At 51.7% G+C, this 23,451-nt stretch carries 18 protein-coding genes; 10 read left to right on the top strand and 8 right to left on the bottom strand.

All coding sequences use genetic code 11. The features are described 5' to 3' along the window. The first annotated feature begins 681 nt into the window (after positions 1-681). From C5S61_RS08060 to C5S61_RS08050, 3 genes are read left to right on the top strand one after another with little or no spacing between them, the layout of a single operon-like run. Entirely contained in the window at positions 682-1,581 is a 900-nt protein-coding gene (locus tag C5S61_RS08060; protein ID WP_110514552.1) for a hypothetical protein, read from the top strand. Positions 1,582-1,633: 52 nt separating this feature from the next. After that, a complete protein-coding gene (locus tag C5S61_RS08055) occupies positions 1,634-2,092 on the top strand; it encodes a hypothetical protein (protein WP_110514551.1) in 459 nt (152 codons plus the stop codon). Beyond that, on the top strand, positions 2,025-5,012 hold the full coding sequence (locus C5S61_RS08050) for a tetratricopeptide repeat protein (RefSeq protein WP_110514550.1): 2,988 nt from the start codon (positions 2,025-2,027) through the stop codon (positions 5,010-5,012). The genes C5S61_RS08055 and C5S61_RS08050 overlap by 68 nt, the downstream gene beginning before the upstream one ends. A gap of 396 nt (positions 5,013-5,408) precedes the next feature. Here the strand turns inward: C5S61_RS08050 and C5S61_RS26810 are convergent, their stop codons facing one another. Then, complete coding sequence (locus C5S61_RS26810) at positions 5,409-5,564, bottom strand: hypothetical protein (RefSeq protein ID WP_164689286.1); 156 nt, start codon at positions 5,562-5,564, stop codon at positions 5,409-5,411. A gap of 751 nt (positions 5,565-6,315) precedes the next feature. Here C5S61_RS26810 and C5S61_RS08040 point away from each other — a divergent pair. After that, positions 6,316-6,630 (top strand): hypothetical protein, encoded by a 315-nt coding sequence (locus C5S61_RS08040; protein ID WP_110514548.1) that lies wholly within the window; start codon positions 6,316-6,318, stop codon positions 6,628-6,630. A 137-nt stretch (positions 6,631-6,767) separates the two neighbouring features. On the opposite strand, the gene C5S61_RS27240 is transcribed toward C5S61_RS08040, so the two are convergent. From C5S61_RS27240 to C5S61_RS27235, 5 genes are all read right to left on the bottom strand, one after another. Beyond that, positions 6,768-11,519, bottom strand: a complete 4,752-nt coding sequence (locus C5S61_RS27240) for a CHAT domain-containing protein (RefSeq protein WP_240614470.1) — start codon at positions 11,517-11,519, stop codon at positions 6,768-6,770. A gap of 223 nt (positions 11,520-11,742) precedes the next feature. Next, positions 11,743-12,090 carry a DUF5615 family PIN-like protein gene (locus tag C5S61_RS08025; RefSeq protein WP_110514547.1) on the bottom strand — a complete coding sequence of 116 codons (348 nt, stop codon included), beginning with the start codon at positions 12,088-12,090 and terminating at the stop codon, positions 11,743-11,745. Between the two features lie 11 nt (positions 12,091-12,101). Next, entirely contained in the window at positions 12,102-12,371 is a 270-nt protein-coding gene (locus C5S61_RS08020; RefSeq protein WP_110514546.1) for a DUF433 domain-containing protein, read from the bottom strand. A 248-nt stretch (positions 12,372-12,619) separates the two neighbouring features. After that, entirely contained in the window at positions 12,620-15,664 is a 3,045-nt protein-coding gene (locus C5S61_RS08015) for a Tn3 family transposase (protein ID WP_110514545.1), read from the bottom strand. Positions 15,665-15,780: 116 nt separating this feature from the next. After that, entirely contained in the window at positions 15,781-16,749 is a 969-nt protein-coding gene (locus tag C5S61_RS27235; protein WP_276309100.1) for a tyrosine-type recombinase/integrase, read from the bottom strand. A gap of 415 nt (positions 16,750-17,164) precedes the next feature. On the opposite strand from C5S61_RS27235, the gene C5S61_RS08005 reads away from it, so the two are divergent. Then, a complete protein-coding gene (locus C5S61_RS08005) occupies positions 17,165-17,563 on the top strand; it encodes a hypothetical protein (RefSeq protein WP_110514543.1) in 399 nt (132 codons plus the stop codon). An 80-nt stretch (positions 17,564-17,643) separates the two neighbouring features. Here the strand turns inward: C5S61_RS08005 and C5S61_RS08000 are convergent, their stop codons facing one another. Then, positions 17,644-18,723: a MarR family winged helix-turn-helix transcriptional regulator gene (locus C5S61_RS08000; protein ID WP_205701375.1), complete on the bottom strand. Its 1,080-nt coding sequence runs from the start codon at positions 18,721-18,723 to the stop codon at positions 17,644-17,646. A 151-nt stretch (positions 18,724-18,874) separates the two neighbouring features. Here C5S61_RS08000 and C5S61_RS07995 point away from each other — a divergent pair, with 151 nt between their 5' ends. Both C5S61_RS07995 and C5S61_RS07990 read left to right on the top strand, forming a co-directional pair. Then, complete coding sequence (locus tag C5S61_RS07995) at positions 18,875-19,636, top strand: ABC transporter ATP-binding protein (RefSeq protein ID WP_110514541.1); 762 nt, start codon at positions 18,875-18,877, stop codon at positions 19,634-19,636. Beyond that, on the top strand, positions 19,636-20,382 hold the full coding sequence (locus C5S61_RS07990; RefSeq protein WP_110514540.1) for an ABC transporter permease: 747 nt from the start codon (positions 19,636-19,638) through the stop codon (positions 20,380-20,382). The genes C5S61_RS07995 and C5S61_RS07990 overlap by 1 nt, the downstream gene beginning before the upstream one ends. 127 nt (positions 20,383-20,509) lie before the next feature. Here the strand turns inward: C5S61_RS07990 and C5S61_RS07985 are convergent, their stop codons facing one another. Then, positions 20,510-20,965, bottom strand: coding sequence for an META domain-containing protein (locus tag C5S61_RS07985; protein WP_110514539.1), 456 nt, complete (start codon positions 20,963-20,965; stop codon positions 20,510-20,512). A gap of 136 nt (positions 20,966-21,101) precedes the next feature. Here C5S61_RS07985 and C5S61_RS07980 point away from each other — a divergent pair, with 136 nt between their 5' ends. The 3 genes from C5S61_RS07980 (at position 21,102) to C5S61_RS07970 (ending at position 23,418) form a co-directional block, all read left to right on the top strand. Continuing rightward, the gene (locus tag C5S61_RS07980) at positions 21,102-21,494 is read left to right on the top strand and encodes a hypothetical protein (protein ID WP_110514538.1); all 393 of its coding nucleotides are present in this window, start codon (positions 21,102-21,104) and stop codon (positions 21,492-21,494) included. Between the two features lie 154 nt (positions 21,495-21,648). After that, positions 21,649-22,512, top strand: coding sequence for an STAS domain-containing protein (locus C5S61_RS07975; protein ID WP_164689285.1), 864 nt, complete (start codon positions 21,649-21,651; stop codon positions 22,510-22,512). Positions 22,513-22,593: 81 nt separating this feature from the next. Next, positions 22,594-23,418, top strand: coding sequence for an alpha/beta fold hydrolase (locus C5S61_RS07970; protein WP_110514536.1), 825 nt, complete (start codon positions 22,594-22,596; stop codon positions 23,416-23,418). Positions 23,419-23,451: the final 33 nt, after the last annotated feature.

Below are 23,451 nucleotides of genomic sequence, written 5' to 3'. Positions count from 1 at the left end.
GTATAATTATAGCATATGGCAAGCCATGCGACCGAGCCATCCACATCCTGACCATATACTGGACACTTGTTACTCCAGCGCGCTATTAATCAACAGTAATTTCCCTAAAAAACCATCACTTCAGTACAATTGTTAGCTGTACCAACCGAGGAAATCTACGTTGCTGAAGGCAAATGCCCTGCATGTCCATTCGGCGAAAAACGGCCCCAGTATTAATGTTTTTAATGGCGTGGCGTTCGGTAGCACGAATCTTGGGCTTGTGAACAACATCGAAAGCTTTGTTCATCGACGAATTTACAAAAAAGCGTTATGTTCAGTCTGCGGCTTACCGCACGAATGTTGGTCAATGTGAATAAATTCCAGTATTGTGAAGGATAATGGACAAAAGATACCCATTATTGATTATTCGGCTAATCAATCATTAAGTGATCCAGCAAACGGACGCTGTTTCCCCATCATCGCCGCGCCACTCATTCCTATCGCTTTCGTCCCCCATGCGGGTGATTTTTCTGCCACCCATGCCAGAAATCGCAATGAACGGTATCTATTAAAGAAGAAGCCTCGCTTAAGCGCTGTCTGAGGAGTCGCCCATGGATTTGTCAGTCCTTCCTGCTGTTCCGATCGATACGATTCTGCTTAAGTGCCCCCATGATGATCAGGCGATCCCATTGCGGAGGCATCATGACCGTACCTCCTGATCCACAGCCATCGCTCACCGCGTTAAAGAACCTCCTGCTGGGGGTGGGTGGGGTTATTCCACTGGTGGTTGCCCCGCTCTGGTTCGTTGGTCGCCAGTTTAGTTTTGGCTACTATGAAGCCTTAGTCATTCCGCGCAGTGAATTAACATGGACGCTGTGGGACTATGGCGAATTTGGCTGGGTTGCCGTTACACGGGCATTGTTGCTCCTGTTGTTCAGCCTCGGGATGTGGCTGGTGCTGGTACGCTCGCCACGACGCGGAATGGTCATTATCGTGCTGGGGTTGTTTGCTGGCGGGATGACTGGAGGAATCGCATGGCTGCTCGGATTAAGGGGATGGTGGCCATTGGTGCTTGGCTGCACCACGGGGAGTCTGGGTGCGACGCGGAGTCTTTGGGAACGCGGATCGCAGAGCCTGCCCGCCACGATGCGAATGCCCCTCTTTGACGGCGTGAGTCTGCTCATTGTGGCGATGGTGATCGTCCTTGGGACCGCAGATATGGCCTTTCGGGCGGGTCAGCACCAGGCATATACCGATTTTCGGGATACGCCGTTGGTGGCGGATATCATCTTAACCAAACCGCTCTTTGGCACGACCCCCGTGCTCCCGTTATCGCCCACGCTGGGACTGTATGCCTATCCCCAAGTGGTTGTGGTCACCATTAATAGCGACCAATATTTTGTGGCAACCGCCCTGACTCCTGACTGTCTCCCGCAGACCGTCCACATGGTCAAGCTGGCGGATATTCACAGCGTTGCGTATCAGCAGGCATCGCTGGCAACCCTTCCGTGTGGCCACGGACACACGCCGATCACCGCAACGCTCCCGCTCGTGCTCACCAGTCCGATGTCCCACACGGTTCCCCTTTCTCGCAGTCCCTAAAGTTCATGCGGCTGGGTGGTAGTGTTCTTTTTTGCTATGGAGGATGTAATTGATGAGTCGCGTCTATGTCTCCATCCTGTTGGATTCCAGTGATCCCTCATCGTCCAAGACCATTCAGGTCCAGCAAGAGCTTGGGGCGATGCTGCATGCATGTGTCACGCCCCCCCTTCAGGTAGGTGGCGCGGGAAGCGGCACCAAAGGGGGATCGCAGTACGCCATTCAGACGCTAGGGGAGGCGCTTCCCTACCTGTCCCCCGCCTTTTGTCTGAGCCTGATTGCGGCCTTCGTCGAACTCGTCAGACGCATCAGGGCACGCTATCCTGCTGCACGGGTCACCGTCGAGTGTTATCATCCAATCGATACCCCGACCCCGGTTGCGACCATGACCGCCGACCCTGCTTCGCAGGACACGCTCTTAGCGGCCTTATTGGCCGCCAATCCCCATGAACCAATTCTCCTGGAAGTTCGGCAGACGGAGTGCATCGCGGAAGAGGAGGACTATCATGCGTGACCACCCCTTGGTTGCCCAGCCGAGTACCCGCCACGCGATCCTGATCGGGGTCAATGCGGGCCATCCCAGCTTGGCGTTGGACTCTTTGACCGCCCCTGAACACGGCGACGTGCCAAAACTTGCTGCTGTGCTTCGCAGTCCGGCATGCCAGTTTACCGTTGAAGAATGGTGTGGGGCACAAGCGCAACGGGATGCACTCCGCACCACCATTATGCAGGCCATGACCACGTTCACTGCGGCAGATACCTTGCTCATCTATTTCAGTGGCCACGGCTATGTGGTCACCACCCCCGCTGGCGCGGATGATGTGGTGTTGGTGACTCCCGATGTCGATGAACGCGTCATTGTGCAGCAGCCCGACGCCTGTCTGAGCATCGACTGGTTAAAGACGCTGCTGCGAAGCGGTCGCTATGCGGTGGGTCATGTGATTCTGATTGTGGATTGTTGTTATAGCGGCCTGTTGGGGACGACCCTTGAGGAACCGCGCGTCGAAGCCCCTGCCCATCGACAGATGCTGGCATCGACCCATGACCTAACGGTCGCGCGGGAATGGAATCAGGTGAGTCTCTACACCTATCACCTGATCAATGGGCTGAAGGGTGCACGCCATGACCGCGATGGCTTTGTGACCTTGAGTTTATTGCATGCCTACTTAACGGATCGCATGAAGGATAGCCCACAATCGCCGCAATGGACGGGCGCACCGGAACCACAGCTCAGCGGATGGGACAAGACAAGTCGTTGGTTTTTGGCATGGTATGACCCGATACCCCATGCCCTTGCCGTGTTGCGCGATTTACCGTTAGATCGGCTTCCCCCACCGCGTGCGGATTTACCGGAAACCTCCCGAGTTCCTTTCACTGCGAGTCCCTCGTTTGTGGGACGAGAACCAGAACTGCAAGCGTTGGCGGCGGCGGTCGGGACTAATCAGCCAGCGGTGGTGGTTCCGGCAGTGGCGACCGGGTTGGGGGGGATTGGGAAAACGAGTTTGGTGACGGAATTTGTGTATCGGTATGGCTGGTATTTTCGGGGTGGGGTGTTTTGGTTGAACTGTGCCGATCCCGATCAGATCGCCAGCCAAATTGCTGGGTTTGCTTTGGTATTGGATATCGATACGCGGGACATCCCGCTTGATGAGCAGGTGCAGCGGGTACTGAACGCGTGGCAATCGCCCATGCCCCGCTTACTCATTTTCGACAATTGCGAGGATTGGGCAATTCTTGACCAATGGAAACCCACGGTCGGTGGCTGTCGCGTGCTCGTGACGGCGCGGTCGGATCAGTGGCCAATGCTCACGCAGATTCGGTTAGGGTTGTTCTCGCCTGCCGAAAGTCGGGATTTGTTACAGCGATTGTGTGCGCGATTGAGTGATGCTGAGGCTGATGCAATTGCGGAGGATGTGGGGCATTTACCACTGGCGTTGCATTTGGCGGGCAGTTATCTCAATACCTACAAGCATCATACGGTCGAAGAATATCGGAAGGATTTAACGATTGCTCATAAGTCACTCAAGGGCAAAGGTGCGTTGCCCTCACCCACACGGCATGAACAGGATGTCGAAGCGACCTTCATGCTCAGCTTTAATCAGCTTGATCCGACCAACGCGCTTGATGCCTTGGCCTTGGGCATGCTCGATGGCGCGGCGTGGTGTGTGACAGGTGTGCCCATCCCGCGCGATCTGGTGTTGTCGTTCGTTCCCGATGGAACGGATGCCGATGATAAGGTTGATGCATTGCGGCGGTTACAGCAGCTTGGATTGCTCGATGGCACGGATGCCGTGGTGTTGCATCGCTTGCTGGCACAGGTGGTTCAGGCGCGATTGGGATTAGAGGAGATGCTGGCCGTAGTCGAGGATCAGATTAACATAAGAGCATCATTTATTAATGATGAAGGGATACCGAGCCGCATGCTGCCGCTTGAACCCCATCTGCGGTATGTCGCCATGCGGGCGTTGGATCGCGGTGATGCACTCGCGGCCCACCTCGCCAATAGCCTTGGGTATTTTGAAGACCTACGGGGAGCCTATGCGGAGGCGCAGCCCTTGTATGAACGGGCCTTGGCGATCACTGAAGCGGTGTTGGGGGCCGAGCATCCCGATACGGCGGGGAGTGTGAACAATCTGGCGTTTGTCTTGGCACAGCAAGGGCGATATGGTGAGGCGCAGGGGTTGTTTGAACGGGCCTTGGCCATCAGGGAAGCGGTGTTGGGGGCCGAGCATCCCGATACGGCACAGAGTGTCAACAATCTGGCGGGGGTCTTGGAAAGGCAAGGGCGGTATGGGGAGGCGCAGCCCTTGTTGGAACGGGCCTTGGCGGTGCGGGAAGCGGTGTTGGGGGCCGAGCATCCCGATACGGCTTCGAGTGTCAACAATCTGGCGGGGGTCTTGGTGCGGCAAGGGCGGTATTTGGAGGCGCAACCCTTGTTTGAACGGGCGTTGGCTATCTATGAAGCGGTGTTGGGGGCCGAGCATCCCGATACGGCGATGAGTGTGAACAATCTGGCGTTGGTCTTGGTGCGACAAGGGCGGTATTTGGAGGCGCAGCCCTTGTATGAACGGGCCTTGGCCATCCATGAAGCGGTGTTGGGGGCGGAGCATCCGGCTACGGCGATGAGTGTCAACAATCTGGCGGGAGTCTTGGATCGGCAAGGGCGGTATTTGGAGGCGCAGCCCTTGTACGAACGGGCCTTGGCCATTACTGAAGCGGTGTTGGGGGCCGAGCATCCCAATACGGCGACGAGTGTCAACAATCTGGCTTCGGTCTTAGAGAGTCAAGGGCAGTATGCGGAGGCGCAGCCCTTGTATGAACGGGCCTTGGCCATCTATGAAGCGGTGTTGGGGGCGGATCATCCCGATACCCAGATTATTCGTGCGAATCTCGTCTCTTTACAAGCCACAATGAAGACAAAAGGCCAGTCGTAGAAGCGAAGCGATACCACCATCGGTTATGGCAAAACGAGCCAGAAGGAACGATCGGCCACAAAAGGGCTATATAAAAGAGTGTCGGCCCACCAAATGATCCTCTCAGGCCACTCAGCGAGCCACTTCATTGACCATTACGATTCCTGCACGATAGATGCACGGTAGATGCATGATTTGTGCGTGGTTGTTGCATTCGCGCGGTTAAAGCGTGTCGGCCCACCAAATAACCCCGTGAGGCCGCTCGGTGAGCCGCGTCCATGCCCGCAATGAAGCGAGCATGGAACGAGCATCAAACGATAATGAAACGAGCATAAAGCGAGCACTTGGGAAATTCCCAAGTGCTCCTCCCACCTTACCTTATTCCTCAATCACCACCTGCGACTCCAGAAACCGCGCCTACATCACAATACTGTCGTTGGCCAACAGCAGCCGCGCAGCATTTTCAAAGCTCACAGGATTCGCCGTGGCATCAATGTACAGACCATCGGCTTCGCCTGAAGGTCGGGATCGCGCAACCGCACCGCTGCCAAGGGACTCACGCTCGGGTATCATGTCCATTCGGCGAAAAACGGCCCTAGCCTTAAAATCCGTTAATTTTCAGCAGAGAAATACGCGTCAACCGCCGATAATCCTCGTTATCGGCGGTTGAAATCGTCTAAACGACTGCTAATCGGTGATTTTTGCACCATTTTTGACCCAGAATACAACCGATAATAGGGAGGACTATATCAACTATGGCCGTTGATTGGGGTTGTAATGCCCATGTCGGCGGCATATCGAGCAATACGATGAGCGATCACACTCCATTATTTACATTTATTAATCATAGGGCCGTTTTTCGCCAAATGGACACCCTACCCCAGATCGAAAATACCAAGCTTGACGGAGGAATGGCAAGAGTTTCATGATAGCCTCGGCTGTAACTGCGGCCCATTAACCACAGCAGCGCAACCAGATAGACCGTGATCCCGCTCAACGTGGTGATCGCGTTTTTGAAGAACGTGGTCGATGGTGATGGATCAGGCGAGTTCGTCATCGTGCACTCCAACACACCAAGAACGAGGGGAGAGCCACGGCAATAGATGCCATGCTGTGTCGTCCAGGCCGTTACGCTATCCTAACAGAACAATGGTCATACGGCAATGGATTACTGACGGTTTTTTTGTGCGATCATCAGGATTACGCACAGCCACGATGTCCCGCCGTCAGTATCCCTGCGATGTATCGTTCGATACACGACGGCACAGGCAGGAACCGACCATCCTTTGTATACGGGAATGATTGGCACTGGGAGGGAGTAACTATGGAACGATGGGCAACGCCGCCGTGGTGGCTCTGGATGCTCGTCCAAGTGGGTACGTGGTTCTTTGGCATCCTCGGGGTGTTATGGTGCATTGCGATTTTCACATCCATGCAGCTCTATGAACTTCCATGGCCACCACGCGCGCTGATTGATCGGGTGGTTGTCGCCTTTGGCTGGAGTTGCCTGAGTATTGGGGTTTTTGGCTGGCTCATCCTGCGGGGCAAGCAGACGCGGTGGCGGGAATTGGTCGTCTATGGGGTGTTGCTGCTCCTGAATGGAGCACTCGTCGCTACCTTTGGCCGCCTGTTTGAGTAAGCGAATTCGCCCTATCAGCGTCACGAGCGAGGAGGCATATGTTGTTGTGTTTCGGTGATATTTTTAGCTCCCTGTGCTGTATTGGTGGCTTTTTGGGGTTCTGATACAAAATACAATATCAGCCCTTGGAAGAGAAATCAGCCCAATCGTTTCAACTGGGTATTCACCCATCCTTCGCCTTTAATAATCTGTTCCACGAACCATGGGTAGTCCTTTAATAAGGGGAGCGCAAGGGATAATAATTTCCATATTTTATCTTGTATATTAGCGTTATACCATTGATCCTGAAGGGATAATATTTCTACTAGATTAAACTGATTTGTTTGAAAAATATAGATGAGAGTATTTACTCTATCTTGACTATCTGAAATACCTTTAGCAATAGCTAAAGCTTGAGCAAAGTTATCATTAGTAACAGCAGTCCGAGCAGTATTAACTAAAGCTTTATTATGATTTTGAATTCCTTGCAAGCTTAGAGGATATCGTTGAAGTATAGCTTGTGTTAATAAAATAGGTGAGTTGTTGATTCCACCATTAGTTGCCTCTATATTGGCAATGGCTGTAAGGGTTTCAGTACGAAAACATGGAGGATTAAGGGTATTTGCAAGTATGATAGCTTGATCGAAATCTCCTTGGTTTGCAACAGCAAGGGAAATTTCCATAGTTGTTTTGATATAGGTAAAACCATAAAGATTACTATTTATATGTCCTATTTTATGAAGCAATGTTACCGCTTGCTCCAATAGAATAGTAGCATGGACAACATCCTCAGATTGGATCATAATAGAGGCGATATTCATAAGTGCTTCGGCACGAAAGTAAATAAATGACAGAGAATTTGCAATGATAATAGCTTCATTAAAATGACCAATTATTGCTAAATAAATGCTAAGATCTGTGGTTGGTTGAGGAGGAAAATCACTATCATTATCTGGAAGAGATTTAGCAATCATAGTAGCAGTGTTGAAGTTACCAACAATTGCTGTAGCAATAGCAAAATCTGTGAGAGTATCAGATCGATTCTTATTTTGATGATAATTAAATTTGGTAATCTGTCCTAATAGGGTATTTGCATACGAGAAATTGCCGCTAGTAATAGAAGAAAGAGCAACAGAAGCAATGATTTTAGAGCGAAAAAGAGGATTTTCTATAGTGCTTATAAGCTCATTAGCTTGTCCAATATCTCCATTGTATTCCATAGTTCTTGCAATAATATTGATAGCTTCAGCATACTCCCTAGTGCGATTAATAGATTTTTTATGCGTAGTAGCATTCTCAATAAATCTCATTGCATGGTTAATATTACCATTATTTGCAGTTATAATTGCAATATCGATGAAAATACTGGCAATAGAAGGCTTATCGTGAATCATATTTATAAGCATAGTAGCCCTATCAAATTCTCCAATCATTGCGGCGATAATGACTATACTTGAAATGATATTATCATAGAAAAAATTTTCTTTAAGGTATGGTAATCGGTTCATTAAATATTCAAGTAAATTTATTGCTAGATCCAGATTTCTAATCTTTGCAGCAGCAATATCAATATTTCTACTTATTGAATCTTCCTCCAGCATATGTACTAGAGTAATTAAATCGTCAAGTAAATTTATTGCTAGATCTAGATTTCCAATCTTTGCGGTAGCAGCAGCAATATCTTCAATTATCAAGCTTTTTTCCAACTCATCTTCTATCGTAAGTACAATGTTAATCACATCATTAAGTAATTTTGTTGCTAAATCAATATTTTCAATTTTTGCAGCAGCATTGGCGATATCTTTAATTATCAAGCTTTTTTCCAGCGTATCTTCTATCGTAAGTACAATGTTAATCACATCATTAAGTAATTTTGTTGCTAAATCAATATTTTCAATTTTTGCAGCGGTATTAGCAACTTCTATTAAAGACTCGACTCTAATCCCTTGATTCATTATTTCCTGGGTCATTATTATAGACTGATTAAGTAGATAGGTAGATAATTCTGTATCATGTGTATTTATAGCGGCAGTAACAGTAATAAGCAGGGGGGTAATGCTTTTTGTTTCTAATAAATATTGTCTCATCCGTAAAAGGATTGTTTTTTGTTGCCGGAAATCAATGAACTTAATAACTTTCCCCCAAAGCTGAATCTTACGCATCGTATTAGAAACCAATTCAATCCGATCAAGTGATTCCTGGGTTCTTCCTAGCATCGCCAAAACTTCAAACGCCTCATCGGGCCACTGATCAATATAGCTGGTTAAACTTGTCCGCAACAAACTATACTTCCACAATCGTGGTAAGTTTTGAATATGCTCATCGACCGATTGACCCGCTTGAATCGCACTCTCGCGCCCCCGATCAAGATCCAGCGCATAGAGCCGGGTACTCGGATCGAATCGCGTTTTCTGTTCCCCATAATCTCCCGCATCTAAGACCTGCCACAGCATTGTCCAGTTCTCAGCCATGAATAGATGTGTTATGTAATGATGCCGCGCATACATCCGCCGTGCCTGCTCAATGAGGTCACGATCATCAGCCCAAATCGTATCTATATCCTTCGCACACCAATCAGCCAGCCGTTGCTGCCAGCGTTTTACCTCGCGCTCATTGAATATTACTGCCACCAAATAGTCGCGAAAGAGCAGGTGATGGAGCGCAGCGTGATGATCATTTCCTTTGCTGACTAGTCCACCTAAGACATCTATTGCATCCTGCATGGTATCATGGTCTTGGTTAAGCAAATCCCCCATCACATCAAGCTGCAATGGTTCTTGGGTGACGAGCAACAGCGCCAGCATAGGCTTCCATACCACATCCCACTTGGTATGCGGCATGCGTTTAATCCGTTCCAATGTAACGCCAAAGAGGTTATTTGGATTCTGCTTAATCTGTTTGATCAAACTGTCTACGTCGGCCACGGATTGATTGCGCATAGTATTGGCAGCCAAATGAACAAACAGCGCATTCCCCTTGAGCGCTGTATAGAGGTCATTCAGGATTCTATCTGCTACATCGGGTTGGCTGGCTCGCCACAACGAGAACGCATCTATTTCACTCAACGGCGGCAGATGATAATCAATGCAATATGGGTTATTCTGAAACAATATCAACGTCTCATCCTGCCGCGAGCCAAGCACGATCACAATGCCTGGTGGCGGCTGCGGCGGCAGGAACGAGAGATCGCGTGAGCCATCACTCTCTGGCTTAAGTTGATCAAGCCCATCCACATAGATCGTTTCCTGTATCCCCTGTTTCGAGAGGTAGTCAAGCAGACGGAAAAATATTCCTTTTAATAGCTGAAGGTTATCTATGAGAGCGAATACACTTGAGAGATTGTGTTTGAGAATCAGCTGAGCCACGATCGTATGTAACAATTTTAATTGGTACTCGTGGCCCGTGGTCAGTTCAATAAAGTGATGAGGTGTCTGCGCAATGCCCGCATCATGAATCAGTTTGGCAATGACGCTGCTTTTTCCTTCACCAGCCAGAGCCTTGATGATGACATAGCCACCTGTCGGACGTATCGTTTCGATTTTCTTACGAATATCCGCTAGTTCTGCGATCCGACCGACAAAGCCATCAAGACTCTGTGTATATAGCCGATCACTTTCGATTTGTTGTGCCGCATGGCGAATCCACGCCAAAGTTTTTTCCTGTTCGAGTACCGCAAGTGACGCTTTTAATGCCGCTTCAGGAAGATCAACCTGTTGATAGACATCGCCGATAATCTGGTTGCCGATCAAGACATTGGATTGGGATACGTGCACTGACCCTAGTGTATTTTGGATCACCGTTGGTGCAGATGAATGACTGGTATGATCGGCATCCTTTGTCTGCCATAGCTGGCCATGCGGAACCCGACTATAGAGGGTTGGAAACCCCCATGCCCCGTGCTCATGGCCATCGGCATGAATCACCTTGCGAGCTGTAATCAATGCCTGATCAATTGATCCGCTCGTGCCCAAGGTGGCATAGAAGGCGTTGGCAAAGCAGTGTCCCGTTCGATTCAGGATCGCGGTCTGCATCCCAATCACGGCAGGAATGCGATCGGTGATGAAAATCGGGGCAAAGTTCGTGAGCAGGCTCTCACCAGCGCTGCTGGTATGGCAGGCATTCAAGACGACTAGCTGCACCCCTGACTGATGGAGCATGGTGCTGAACTCGCGAGCCGAGAGCCGATCCCGCGATTGATCGGCGCGTTCGATCTCGAGGTAGCCCATCCCCCGTTGGATACTGCCATGGCCGATGTGATGCACGATGTGCGGTCGTTGGTTGGTGAGCAGATCGGTCAATCGCTCGCGTGTTAGATGCGGGACTTCGATGAGATCGATTGGCCGTGCACTGTGCGCGATGGCAGCGCGAATGGCGGCAACTTCGGCTTCTGCCGCAATCGGGTGATTAGCCAACTCCGCAGGTAAGGCTGAGGTCACGGCGAGGCGGATACGCTCGCCATGGGGAATCCTCAGATCGGGAATTGGATCGTTCCAGGGAAACGTGCGAACGAGCGAATGTTCCAGCATGAGGGGACGGCCCGCAGCGGTGGCCATCAACTCCCAGGGCAGGGCGGCAGCCGCACTCAGGCGCGTATCCGTATCAATGGCCAGCTGGATGCGCAACGCCGCGTTGTGCTGATCGGCGTGGGTGCGAGCCGTGGCAAAGGCTTCGGCAATCGTTCCTTGAAACAGGGTGCAGTAGAGCAGTTGGCCAACCGCGATCACCACCAATTCGTCAATCGGTGTGTGATAATCGAGCGCTGTCTGGTAAACGGTCAGGGTCGGATCATCAAGCGGCAGCAGCAGCGCTTCGCTGACCTCATGCCCCGCTTGGGTACGGGCGGTCACGGGATAGCGATCCCCGTGGGGGGCGGCAATCGTAAGATGGAATGATACAAACGCGCTACTCATCGTGACAAACCCTCGGCCTGCTGGCGCTGTGTGGTTGTTGTTGTTTCCCTATCCTAGCAAAGCAATGGTCACGATGCAAGCACTTGCTGACGGTTTTTGGGGTACATCGTATGGCTCCTCTCCCGTTCGCTGCACAAATAGTGAGTTCGAAGAAGATGAGATTGATTATTCAGATAATCAATCTGTCACACTGCCGCATGCGTGCAAGTTGGTCAGTGTTGCATTAGATATAGCGGAGTTGGTTGATCATCTCATCGCGCGGAACATCGTTCAACACGACCAGCAAGCGCCGCGCGATCTCATAGGGCGGGCGGCGCACGGCAATAATAATCCCTGCATGGGGTTGGCCAGCGGTAAAGAAGGCTTCCGCCAGCTGCTCAAAATCATCGCGATTATGGGTCACGAGGGTCATTCCCTGGCTGGCCGCATAGGTCAATTGGTCACTATCAGCCAGCGTTAAGAGGGCCGCATCGCGGGTCGTGGTTGCGGCAAACCCGCGTGCGCGAATGAGATCGGCAATGAGCACATGGACATCTTCATCAAGATAGAGATGGAGAAAGAGATCGCTCACAACGGCGTACCTCACGCATCAAGCAGCTGATCCGGAATCCGATTGCGTTCAATATAGGTGTTAATCTGCTCGTGATGATCACTATAATAACTGAGCGCATCAAAGATTTGGGCGAGGGTGAGGTGCGGCATCCCCTGGCGAATTTCTTCGGGAGCCATGCCCATCCGCCACGATTCGACAATCGCCCGAATTGGGGTGCGGGTTCCCTTGATAATGGGTTCGCCGCGTAAGATCCGATCATCAGTCACGACATAGGGATGTTCAGTTATTTGAATAGCCATCGGAATCTCCTTGCACGAGCGGTGTGCTCGATTGGCGTGATTGTCCGTGCATCGCGTAGCGGGATGCAGGGTTAGTTTAACGCACGATCTGTACCGAATCAACCAATAGTTGCTTTCTCTTCCTGATCAGGAGGCGTGCTGAATCCACGCTGCCAAAACCTCCTGAACGGTGCTTATTCATCGTGTAAGATGGGATATGGCAACGATTCGATCAGCCACGGGCCACAGAACATAATGTAAGACGCTCGCTATCGCGTTACGCTCGGCGTTGGCGGGGTTCCTGGGGTGACTGCACGATCAAAGATCATGTAATCCAAGGGCACAGGACGGCGGTTCCGATCGCGTTCATAGCGGCCTAAGCGATTAATATGCAGTGTCAGATACGGACTCAACGCGGCGAGCACGGCATTGCTAATCGCGATCCCTTGGGCCTCAAGATCACGAAAAATGTGACTCATCGTAAAGACATTATAAAAAATCACGCAGTTTGCCACGAGATGGTTATATTTAATAATTTTTCGCTGATCATCCCGATCCTGCTCATGAATCGTCCCATCACCACCAAATGCCAACCATTGGGCAAAATTATTAAAGGATTCACTTTTATTCATCGCCGCATTGATGGTAATCCGCAGCTCCTCATCACTCATATATTCGAGGAGGAAGAGCGTTCGAATGACGCGCCCAAGTTCGCGCAGGGCTTGATAGAGCTTATTTTTCTGGCTGTAGGTACTGAGTTTGCGCAAGATCGTGGATGGGTTGAGCCGCCCAGCCTTAATGGATAAGACAACCCGCAACATATCCGGCAGATGGGTTGCAATCAGATTCCAGTCAATGGTATCGGTAAAGAGTGGATCAATATGCTGGTAGGTGGCGCTGCGATCGGGACGATAAAAGGTTAAGTGTTTCCATTGGCGAATCCGTGGCATGAGCCGAATTCCCAAGAGGGACGCGAGACCAAAGACGGCTTCACTTTGCCCATGGGTATCGGCGTGAACGGTATCTGGCTGTATGTCACTGGGGTTGCGTAACAGTTCGTCAAGAATATACACCGCCTCATAGACCCCACAGGGAATGAAGTGACTGAAGAGCGCGATGTAGGTATCAGACACATGGTAATAGCCAATGCCGCCATAGCCGCCATAGCGGATATGATATTCCGCCAAAAGATTTTGTTCATAGAGATCCCACTTCGTCCCATCGGCTGAGACACTCCGCCCGTCACCCCAATGCTTGGGTAAGGCAAAGCGATTGTAGCCGTTAATAACGATCCGCGTGGCGCGATCAAGGGCATCCTCGCTGATATGACGCAGATTAACCCAGGCGATTTGGCGACGATCAATGTCACCAACGGCCCGTGCTAATTGCGATGGGCCAATATGACACCCATAACACAAGGTGGCCAAAAGGTAGCGGTGACGGGCATCCGCCAATTTTCCTTCATGGCCTGAAATCGGGCCAAAGCATCGTGTCCAGTTCAGCCAATGATCGGTATCGGCTAAGAGATCGAGTAAATTCACGCCTGGTAAGAGGGTTTCCCATTGACTCTCTAAAGCTGCGAGGTCTGGCGGAACGCTGCGGGCGCTCGGTTTCGTGATCAGCGGTTCTCCATCGACGAGCGAAACAGCCTGATTCTCAGGAAAGGAGGCATCGGTGGTCATGGCCATGGTCGTGAGTTTGGTCTTGAGGTGCGCAACAAAGCCATGGCCATCGACCGGAAATCCAACCATGGCCCCATAGGCGGCAACATCTCGCTGATACTCCGCATCGCTGATTAACTGATCGCGATAATCAGCAAAAACGCCGCCACCCACGACCGCAATATCGCCAGCCTTCAAATCATGCATCAACTGGGAAAAGACACAGACTTCAAAGGGTCGGCGACGGATGCGAACCGGCATGGCAGGCCGTGGCCGGTCATCGGTGAGCAGTCGCCACCACCCCTCAGAAACCCAGCTTAAGTCAACGGTGGGCGTGCGCGTCATCCCACGACCGTGAAGCACTTCCGGTTCGGCGGCAAGCAGCCATTCGCCCGTGCGATGTTCATTGGCAAGCAGAAAGTGCATTGCCGAAATCATGCCCTTGGCTTCGGTCGTCGCCGTAAAGGTGAGTGTGCGGAGCACCCGAAAGAGGGCCGCCCGATGGCTGCGATAGAACTGCCAGAGGAAGGGCAGGTAGGAGTTGGTCGTATGGTCAATATGGGCCTCACACTGGGCTAAGACCAGATCACTTTGGTCATTGAGGACGGCATCAATCGCAGCAAAGCGCTCTGGATCAGCACCCGGGGTGCGATAGGCGACCACGACATCGCGGAGGGTCGTAATCAGGTGATCCGTTTGGGCTTCATGATCGACGCGATAGTCCGCAAGCGCAGCTTTGCCATCACGATGAATCCGCTGCATACGCTTAATCAGCATCGTGGCAATATCATCGCGTGTCCGGGCGGTTTGGGTGATGACGAGCGACACGGCGAGGGCACGACGCTTGTGGGATTCCATCTCCCGCATGCGGGCAGCATCAAGGGTTTTGGCTTCGGCGGCAAACTGATGGATTTTGACAGCGGGAAGGATGGGGATGACCGCCGCACCCTGATGCCATTGCCGAAGCCAATCAAGCCGATCAAGCCATTCGCGGAGGTGTTTGAGCGTTGGGCTTTTGGGTTCATCTTTTAACTGATCCCATGGGGTTCGTCCTGCGGGAGGCGTGACCACAAAGAGGGTATCCATGATCCCAGCAGCCTCGCTTCCAAGCACGGCTGTTACCTGCTGAAAAAAGCTGCGATGGATGATCGCCCGCACGCGCCGCGCCGCCCGTTTGAGGGTCTCAAAGACGGGAAGTTCATAGTGCTGACGGATTAATTCCTCGATCGCACTATTGATTAAATCGGCGGGAGCCTCTTTGGTTTGGACGGCAGTGGCCATCGTTTGGACAATGCAATGGCGGGCCGCCGCCCCATAGGGTTGAACCCGTAACGCCTTCCGAATTCCACGGCGGTGGCGGCGACATGTTCCTGACGCATCATAGCCAGCTAAATCAGCAGCCGTGACGGGAAGTCGCATCCATTGTGCGATGTGGTGAACAATATCGGTGGGGACATCCGCCAGCGGGACAAAATAGCCAAGCCGCTGAAAGGTCTTGAGCATGACCAGCAATCCGAGTGATGGACCGGAACCACGAGCAACACGGCGCATAATCGTCTGATCATCATGCGTCGGGGTATACAGATCGGTTAACTCTTGGAGCGAATGGGAGCTTCGGAGTCGGGGATAGGCTGTGTCATGAATCGCCGTCATTGATCCAATCCTCGTCTACATGGTGATTCAGGTGTGATCGAAGCACCGATATCCAGGCACGAGTCGCCTCCGGTCGCCGCATCCCATTCGGATAGGCAATCACCCATCCTTCGCCATTAGAATGTTTCGACATAGCCCGCAGCAATCGCATCGGGAGGGTTCGTATAGCGCTGAATATAGCGTTGAGAGCGATGGCCAAGCCGTCGTTCAAGTTCATAGGCATCAGCACCCGTCGTTTGGGCGAGTTGAAAGGCAAAGGTATGCCGCAAGTCATGCGGCCTGAGTGGCATAATCCGGCGCTGCGGATTCATCACATCGGCATCGTGCCAGCGCCCAATTTGTTCAAGAATCAAGTTAATTGCCCGTGGTGAGAGCCGACCATCGATCCCACGCGCAGCCAGTTCGACCGCGCTCAGAAACAGGGCACGAGTCGGCGCTTGGGCATCGCGCGGTCGTTCGGTGGTGAGATACGCAGCCAGCGCGTGGCGAGCATCTGCTGACAGAAACACCGATCGTTCGGTCTGCCCTTTCCCCTTGACGCGGACAAGGCGTGCCTTCCGAGCAAGCCGCAAGAGGGTTGGATCGGGTGGCTCGACCTGATCGAGATCAAGATTGACCAACTCTTCGCGCCGCAGGCCCGTGGACAAGAGGACAAAAATGATCGCGCGATCACGGAGCGGACGTGCGGTAGCATAGGGTTGTCCATCGTGTCGCTGATGATAGATCGGGAGCCGATCACAGAGATTCTTCAATGAACGCACCTGGTCAGCATCAAGGGTTCGTGGTTCAAGAGGTGGAAGGGCAAGCGCACGAATCCCTTTGGCCGGATCGCCGAGCGGAAAGATCTGCGGATACCCGGCATGAACCCAGGTCGTGAAGGTGGAGAGGGATGCGAGATGATTATTAATCGTCGTGGCCGCCAGCCCCGCTGCTTTGAGCGACTGTTGCCACGCAATGACATCGCGTTGCCCACACCGGGACAAGCGATCATGGCCATAACTTGTGAGCAAGAAGTGCTGGAAGCGTTCGAGGTGGAGGGTCAGCTTGGTGGTACTGGCCGTTGATCGGAGGGGGCGCACAACCATGCCGAGATAATAGGCACACCACTGGGTACAGCTATCTGAATCCGGGATGGTGAGGATCGTCATCGCGAGAAACCTTCTGTGAAGTGAATAGCGTGCGTTATTGATGCGGCGAGGCCGCACGGTTGTGGGTAACTATAGCAGAAGATTGCTGGAAATGCTACACAGAAGAGATGTTCTGTGTAGTAAAAAAATAGCCGCTGCTCGGTTCCGAAGCGATGATATGCGCTGTCTTTTGGTCTCCATTATGTTCTGTGGCCCGTGGCTAATCGAATCGTTGCCCTACCCCTCAATGGGTATGATTTCAGCCCATTTATCGTTGTGTGATCCGCGTGGTGGTGCTTTGGATACATGTGTCGTGCCGCAGACGATGGGATACTTGCCTTCACCGACTGTTTATGGTTGAAGGGAGGTATCCATGTCGCCATCGTATCAGGTGCCAGCGGAACAGAAGCCTTGGAAACAGGTCATCATCCGCAGTCTAGTGCTGCTTTTTTGCTGTGGGTTGCCCGCGCTGGGGATTATCATTGCGTTTCGGTTTGATGCTGCTCGCCATATCGTTGAGCTGCGTTTGGCACCAGTTCGGTTTTGGTACGATGCCCCGTATCATGGGTCTACGTATCGACCCATGCTGTTGCTGATTGAACAGGCGCTCATGCCCTTGATTATCGGACTGATCGCCAGTGATTGGTACTACCTGACGCACGGGATGCCGCTGGTACCACGCTGGACGTATGGAGGGGGATTGGTCTTGGGAATCGCGTTGACGCTCGGCATGGCGTTCCTCTGGTTTCTTGCTATTCCCTTTGCGGGGTAAACCGCCATCCAATCCTCGCATGCAAAACCTCGTGGAGCATGTCAGGAATACATGGCGGTGATAACAAGCACAACAAAAACTTAATCAGTGGTAATGGTGAACATACTGCCATTGCCCGATGCTTCAAGATCGTAGCGCACGACCGCACTATCATAGTTTAGGCTTTGTATGCGGCCATCGCTAACTGGTTGATCATCGAAGATTACGCCCGAACCCCAACCTTTGCGCTGGAGGCGCGCAGCAACACCTGCTGGCCGCCGAACGCTGAATTCAGAGCCGCCACCACGCAGCCGAATCGGCACAACCCGCGTTGGTGCGGGCAATCCAATGCGGAACACACTGCCCGCTCCATTCAGATCGAGATCGAGCAGATCAAGATTGTCCAAATCTGCTGTCACATCCGAACCTGCGCTCTGAATTCCAATCGACCAAGCGATGGCTGTGCTGAGGATAACCTCGGCGGAGCGCTTCTCCGTATCAGGCACCCATAAACGCCGTGGATAGCGGATCGTCAACACTCCATCAGCGAGTTTCACATCGGGGAGTGGCCCCACAAAACGAGCCTGATAGAGTGCGCCATCCAAATTTCCGCTACGCACGCTTAGTTGAACACCTCCAGATGGGAAGAGCAGTTGGGCCTGTTTCAGCTCAGCCAGCGGCGCAGAAAATACGCCCTCGTCGACGGTAGATCCTTCACGCAAGCTATCATCGCCCACCAGCGCATTGCTGCGTTGAAGGAATTCGAGCAGCAGCGCTTTCTGATTATCGTCGTAGTGTACAACAAGGTCGTGCCATGCCTGCTCAAGGGCAGCGAAAAGCGCGCTGTTGCCGTTCTGGTCGTGCGCGTCAGTTGCACGGCGCACAATCACCCGCCGCCCATCGTTGGGGTCGCGCTCCCGCCGCACAAGGCCGGTTTTCTCCAAACGATTAAGAATCGCCGTAAACGTGCCAGTTGTCAGTCCCAGGAGCTGTGCAAGCTGACCAGCAGTCGTATCTCCGGTGCTCTCCAAAAGATCAAGCACTTGAATGTCAATATCGGTCATTCCAAGTCGGGTTGCTGCGGCGCGAAAAAAGGCCGGACCGACGCGATAGCTCTGCCGCAGTTCGTTGATAAGCGCTTGAAGCAGCTCAGAGGATGGTGTGAGTCCATGTTGTGCCAATTGAGTAACCTCCATAAAAATTTAACTTGACTTTCAAGATAATTGTAATAATATATCTTCATTGATAAGTTATTTTATGCGCTGTTCACTAAATATTCAAGTTTAATCTATTGTAGCATAGGGCGGCGCATGGGAGTAAGGAGTGAACCATATGTCATCGATCGCTGTGCATGTGCAAGGGTTGCACATGGCGTACAACCAACTTCAGGTGCTCAAAGGCGTTGATTTTGATGTTGAAACAGGCAGTATTTTTGCGCTGCTCGGCTCGAATGGTGCGGGCAAGACGACGATCATTAAAATTCTCACCACACTCTTGCAGCAGGATGCTGGTTTTGCCAGCGTCAACGGATTTGATGTTGCAGCAATGCCCAATCGTGTTCGCGAGTCGATTAGCTTAACTGGCCAATTCGCTGCCGTGGACGACATGTTAACGGGCAGGGAAAATCTGCGCATGATCGCCCGCCTGCGCCATCTGGCCCAGCCACGTCAAGTCGCCGATGACCTGCTCCAGCGTTTCGGGCTGACCGATGCTGCTGACCGTCGCGTCTCCACCTATTCTGGTGGCATGCGTCGTCGACTCGACATTGCAATGAGTTTGGTAGGCAACGTGCCCGTTCTGTTTCTCGATGAACCAACCACCGGGCTTGATCCCGAGGCGCGGATTGCAGTTTGGACGATGATCAAAACGCTTGCTGCCGATGGGGTAACAGTCTTCTTGACGACCCAATATTTGGAGGAGGCAGAACAGCTCGCCGATCGGATTGCGATTCTGCATGAGGGAACAATTATCGCCAACGACACGCTCGCCGAGCTAAAAAAACGCTTTCCACCAGCAGAAGTGGAGTATGTCGAAAAACAACGCTCACTCGAGGAAATATTTCTTAGCATGATTGGCACAAAGGAGAGATCATAATGCATGCGACAAAGAGTTACTTTTTGGCTGATATGAGCGTCATGTTTGGCCGCTCCATGCGCCATGTGTTCCGCAGTTTGGATACCATTATGACGGTCTGTCTGTCGCCAATGGCGATTATGCTGTTGTTTGTCTATGTGTTTGGCGGCGCGATTCAGATCGATACCACGGTGCCATATATCAATTATCTGATTCCTGGCATTATGCTGATGACCATTGCAAACGGGATTGGCTATGTCTCATATCGCTTGTTTCTGGATCAGCAACGGGGTATTTTCGAGCGCTTTCACACGATGCCAATTGCGCGATCGGCTCCATTACTGGTATCAAATACGCTGTCGGTTGGGGTCATCATTGTGGTTGCACTCGTAATGGGCTTTCGGCCAGCGGCAGGAATTGTGGGCTGGCTGGCAGTTGGCGGCATCCTTGGAATGTTTACCTTGGCATTAACCTGGATAGCCGTCATTGCTGGCTTATCTGCCAAATCGCTCGATAGTGCTGGTGCGTTTGCCTTTGCGATTCACCTCTTGCCGTTTGTGAGTTCGGCGTTTGTGCCGACCGCATCGATGCCACGACCAGTGCGCTTCTTTGCCGACTATCAGCCTGTGACCCCGATTGTCGAATCCATTCGGGCGCTGTTGTTGGGCCAGTCGCTCGGAAATACAGGATGGGTTGCGCTCGCCTGGTGTGTGGGCATTATGTTGGTGGCCTATGGGTTTGCGATGCGGGTTTACAAACGCAAATAATACCTATACGAAAGCCAATGCAGTGTTGTTGATTTTCAACACTGCATTGGCCAATTCTAGCTTCTACCAGCACGAAGCAATTGAAGCGAATAATTCATTATATCAACAAAATAAAATATTCGTTTGATTAGGGTTGTTGTGCGAGCGTCACCACGACGCTTCCCTGCTCATCAAGCAAACTTAAGCTTGTGTCGGTTTGTTGATAGCTGCGAACTTGCTCAAAGGCACGCAGTAAGTTCGTTTCTTGGGTTTGAATGTCGTTTTCAGCACAGGCCATTAATGTCGAAACAAGCGGCCCAATTTGGATATTTGAGCCATCAATGCTAATCGGCCCACCGTATGAATTACAGCCGCTATGCCCTGATACAGTGCTGGCCGATTCAATTGTGAATGGCAAGGCTTTTTGCCCAACCAAGGGTTGACCATTAATTGTTAACACGTTCCAGCGCGAGCCAATTAACGTTGCTTGGTTGGAATCAGGATTGGTTGTTGGGGCTGTGGTTGGTTGGGCTGTTGGGCTACTGCTGGTTCCACAGCCAACAATTAAGATGCTCGCAATTAATATATAAAGTATGTGACGCATACAAATACCTCCTACATAATATAAATCTGTGTATGGCTAAAATAACGCCAGCTTTGGCGAAAATGTTCCCGTGCTTGACGTGGCTCCGCTAATGTGATAATTATCACAGAGACTACTTCAGAGCAAGGAGCATCACATGAACCTTCGCCTTGTGTTGGCTGGCTTCGCTATCCTCGTTGCTTGGACGGTGCTCGACATGATTATGCATCGGCTCTTTCTGCGTCCGCTGTATGACGAAAATCCGACCCTCTGGCGACCATTTGATCGGCTCAATACGCCATTAATCACCGCAGTAACCTTGATCTTAATTAGCATCTTTGTCGCAACCTATTGGCTGCTGATTAATCCAAAGTCGTTGGCAACTGGGATTGGCTTTGGTGCGCTGCTTGGGTTGGCGCTTGGCATTGGCTCTGGCGGTGGAACCTATATTCATATGCCAATTCCCCAGAAACTGGCGCTTGGCTGGCTCGCTGGCGGCTGGATCAAAGGCATTGCTGCTGGCGCAATCTTGGGTGCAATTCTGCGTTAAATCAACGCGTAACTGCGGAACTCATTGGCGGCGAGTATGTGTATGTCAATATACTTGCCGCACGCTATCCCTCGAATGGATGCAACGAGCGCTCTAGGCTTGGTATTGAGCTTGCTTTATGCCCCTCACATCACTTCACAACAAGGGAGTTTTTGTGATCAACCAGCGCTTAGCCACCACGTTAACCACTGAACAAGCCAAATTTTGTAGCTTGCTTACCGCTGGCATTGCCGCCGCCGAGGGCACAATCTATGCAGCAATGAGCGCAACCGATTGCGCGCGCTTGGCAGGGGTAATCGCCGAGAATGTTATTGCCCACTTTGCGGGAACCCAACCGATTGAAATGTTTGCTGAGCGCATGACCAGGCTTCGCGTTCATGACCCAGACTATACGCCTGAATCGATTGCGGTGATTATTCAAATTATCGCAACCGCACTTATCAGCATGGTCAACAGCAGCTATCCAATTGCAGATCCCGAGTATCCTGCAATTCAAGCCGCCGTGCACGATCTGGTGTTACGCGATAGCACTGCATGTTTTGTGGTCTATGCTACCGAGCGTGAGCAAGCATTGCGCGCAAGTTTGGCCGACCACGAACGACTCGTGGCGCTTTTACGCGAACGCTCGATGCCGATTATGCCAGTTTACGATGGGATTCTCGTCGTCCCAGTAATTGGCCAGATGGATACGATTCGCGCCCAAGAATTAACCGAAGATTTATTGACTGCAATTGTGGATTGGCAAGCAGAACAGGTCATTATCGATCTGACGGGCGTGCCTGAAATTGACCCAACCAGCGTTAACCAAATTGTGCAAATGACCAAAGCAGTTACCCTGCTAGGAGCATCTGTGCTTTTGGTGGGGATTGATGGCGCAATGGCTCAAACGCTGACCCAATTAGGCGTTCAGCTTTCGCATGTTCACATCAGTGCCCATCTCCAGGATGGCATTGCGGCGGCGTTGGCACAGTATGGCTTTGCGATTCAACCAATTGCCGCTGCTTATCAGGGCTTCTAGCAGCTATTGGTATATATTGTGCTTGAAGGGCAGCAGCACTATGCATAACCAGCATATGATGAAAGAACAAGGAGTGTGTTTATGCAGATTACAACTCGTGATGGTGTTCAGCTTTATGCCAAACGCTGGGGTTCAGGCCGTCCAGTCATCTTGATTCATGGCTGGCCCCTCACCGCTGATACATGGGATGATGTGGCATTGCCAATTGCCGCAGCGGGATTTGAAGTTATTGCCTACGATCGACGGGGCTTTGGTCGCTCTGAGCAACCATGGACTGGCTATGACTACGATACCTTTGCCGATGATCTTGCCGATGTGATTGCGGCGACGAATGCAACCCAAGCAACGCTGGTTGGGTTTTCGATGGGCGGGGGTGAAGTTGCCCGCTATTTTCAGCGCCATAAAGGTGCGCATGTCGCCCAAGCTGCCCTGATAGGCTCGGTTGTGCCCTATCTGTTACGCACCGACGATAACCCCGATGGCGTTGCAGCAAGCGTGTTTGAAACGATGCAAGCCCAAATAACCAAAGATCGGGCAGCCTTTTATGCCACCTTCTTCAAAGATTTTTATGGAGTCGGCGTAATTAGTCGGCCTGTCAGCCCAGAGGTGATTGCATGGTCGCAACAATTGGCCATGCAGGCAGGGCTTAAAGCAACCCTCGACTGCATTACGGCTTTTTCGCAAACCGATTTTCGGCCTGATCTGGCGACAATCAGCGTGCCGACCTTGGTTATTCATGGCACTGGCGATGCGATTGTGCCAATTGAGCCAACCGCTCGCGCTGTTGCCGCAGCCCTGCCCAACGCCCAAGTTCATGAGTACGATGATGCGCCGCACGGCCTTTTAGCCAGCCATAAAAACCAAGTTACCAGCGACTTGCTTGCTTTTTTACAAACCCACAAGTAAGCATTTGGTACATCAACGCTCAGCTTTTGCAAA

Source organism: Herpetosiphon llansteffanensis (assembly GCF_003205875.1).
GTDB classification, from domain to species: domain Bacteria; phylum Chloroflexota; class Chloroflexia; order Chloroflexales; family Herpetosiphonaceae; genus Herpetosiphon; species Herpetosiphon llansteffanensis.
This window is presented reverse-complemented; position numbering and strand designations above follow the sequence as displayed.

What these genes read in the sequence shown, in the direction of transcription:
- C5S61_RS08015 (WP_110514545.1), bottom strand. Translation starts at nt 15,664, where the DNA reads ATGACGGCGATTCATGACACAGCCTATCCCCGACTCCGAAGCTCCCAT.
- C5S61_RS27235 (WP_276309100.1), bottom strand. Translation starts at nt 16,749, where the DNA reads ATGGTTGTGCGCCCCCTCCGATCAACGGCCAGTACCACCAAGCTGACC.
- C5S61_RS08005 (WP_110514543.1), top strand. Translation starts at nt 17,165, where the DNA reads ATGTCGCCATCGTATCAGGTGCCAGCGGAACAGAAGCCTTGGAAACAG.
- C5S61_RS08050 (WP_110514550.1), top strand. Translation starts at nt 2,025, where the DNA reads ATGAACCAATTCTCCTGGAAGTTCGGCAGACGGAGTGCATCGCGGAAG.
- C5S61_RS07990 (WP_110514540.1), top strand. Translation starts at nt 19,636, where the DNA reads ATGCATGCGACAAAGAGTTACTTTTTGGCTGATATGAGCGTCATGTTT.
- C5S61_RS07995 (WP_110514541.1), top strand. Translation starts at nt 18,875, where the DNA reads ATGTCATCGATCGCTGTGCATGTGCAAGGGTTGCACATGGCGTACAAC.
- C5S61_RS08055 (WP_110514551.1), top strand. Translation starts at nt 1,634, where the DNA reads ATGAGTCGCGTCTATGTCTCCATCCTGTTGGATTCCAGTGATCCCTCA.
- C5S61_RS08020 (WP_110514546.1), bottom strand. Translation starts at nt 12,371, where the DNA reads ATGGCTATTCAAATAACTGAACATCCCTATGTCGTGACTGATGATCGG.
- C5S61_RS27240 (WP_240614470.1), bottom strand. Translation starts at nt 11,519, where the DNA reads ATGAGTAGCGCGTTTGTATCATTCCATCTTACGATTGCCGCCCCCCAC.
- C5S61_RS26810 (WP_164689286.1), bottom strand. Translation starts at nt 5,564, where the DNA reads ATGATACCCGAGCGTGAGTCCCTTGGCAGCGGTGCGGTTGCGCGATCC.
- C5S61_RS08060 (WP_110514552.1), top strand. Translation starts at nt 682, where the DNA reads ATGACCGTACCTCCTGATCCACAGCCATCGCTCACCGCGTTAAAGAAC.
- C5S61_RS07985 (WP_110514539.1), bottom strand. Translation starts at nt 20,965, where the DNA reads ATGCGTCACATACTTTATATATTAATTGCGAGCATCTTAATTGTTGGC.
- C5S61_RS07980 (WP_110514538.1), top strand. Translation starts at nt 21,102, where the DNA reads ATGAACCTTCGCCTTGTGTTGGCTGGCTTCGCTATCCTCGTTGCTTGG.
- C5S61_RS07970 (WP_110514536.1), top strand. Translation starts at nt 22,594, where the DNA reads ATGCAGATTACAACTCGTGATGGTGTTCAGCTTTATGCCAAACGCTGG.
- C5S61_RS08040 (WP_110514548.1), top strand. Translation starts at nt 6,316, where the DNA reads ATGGAACGATGGGCAACGCCGCCGTGGTGGCTCTGGATGCTCGTCCAA.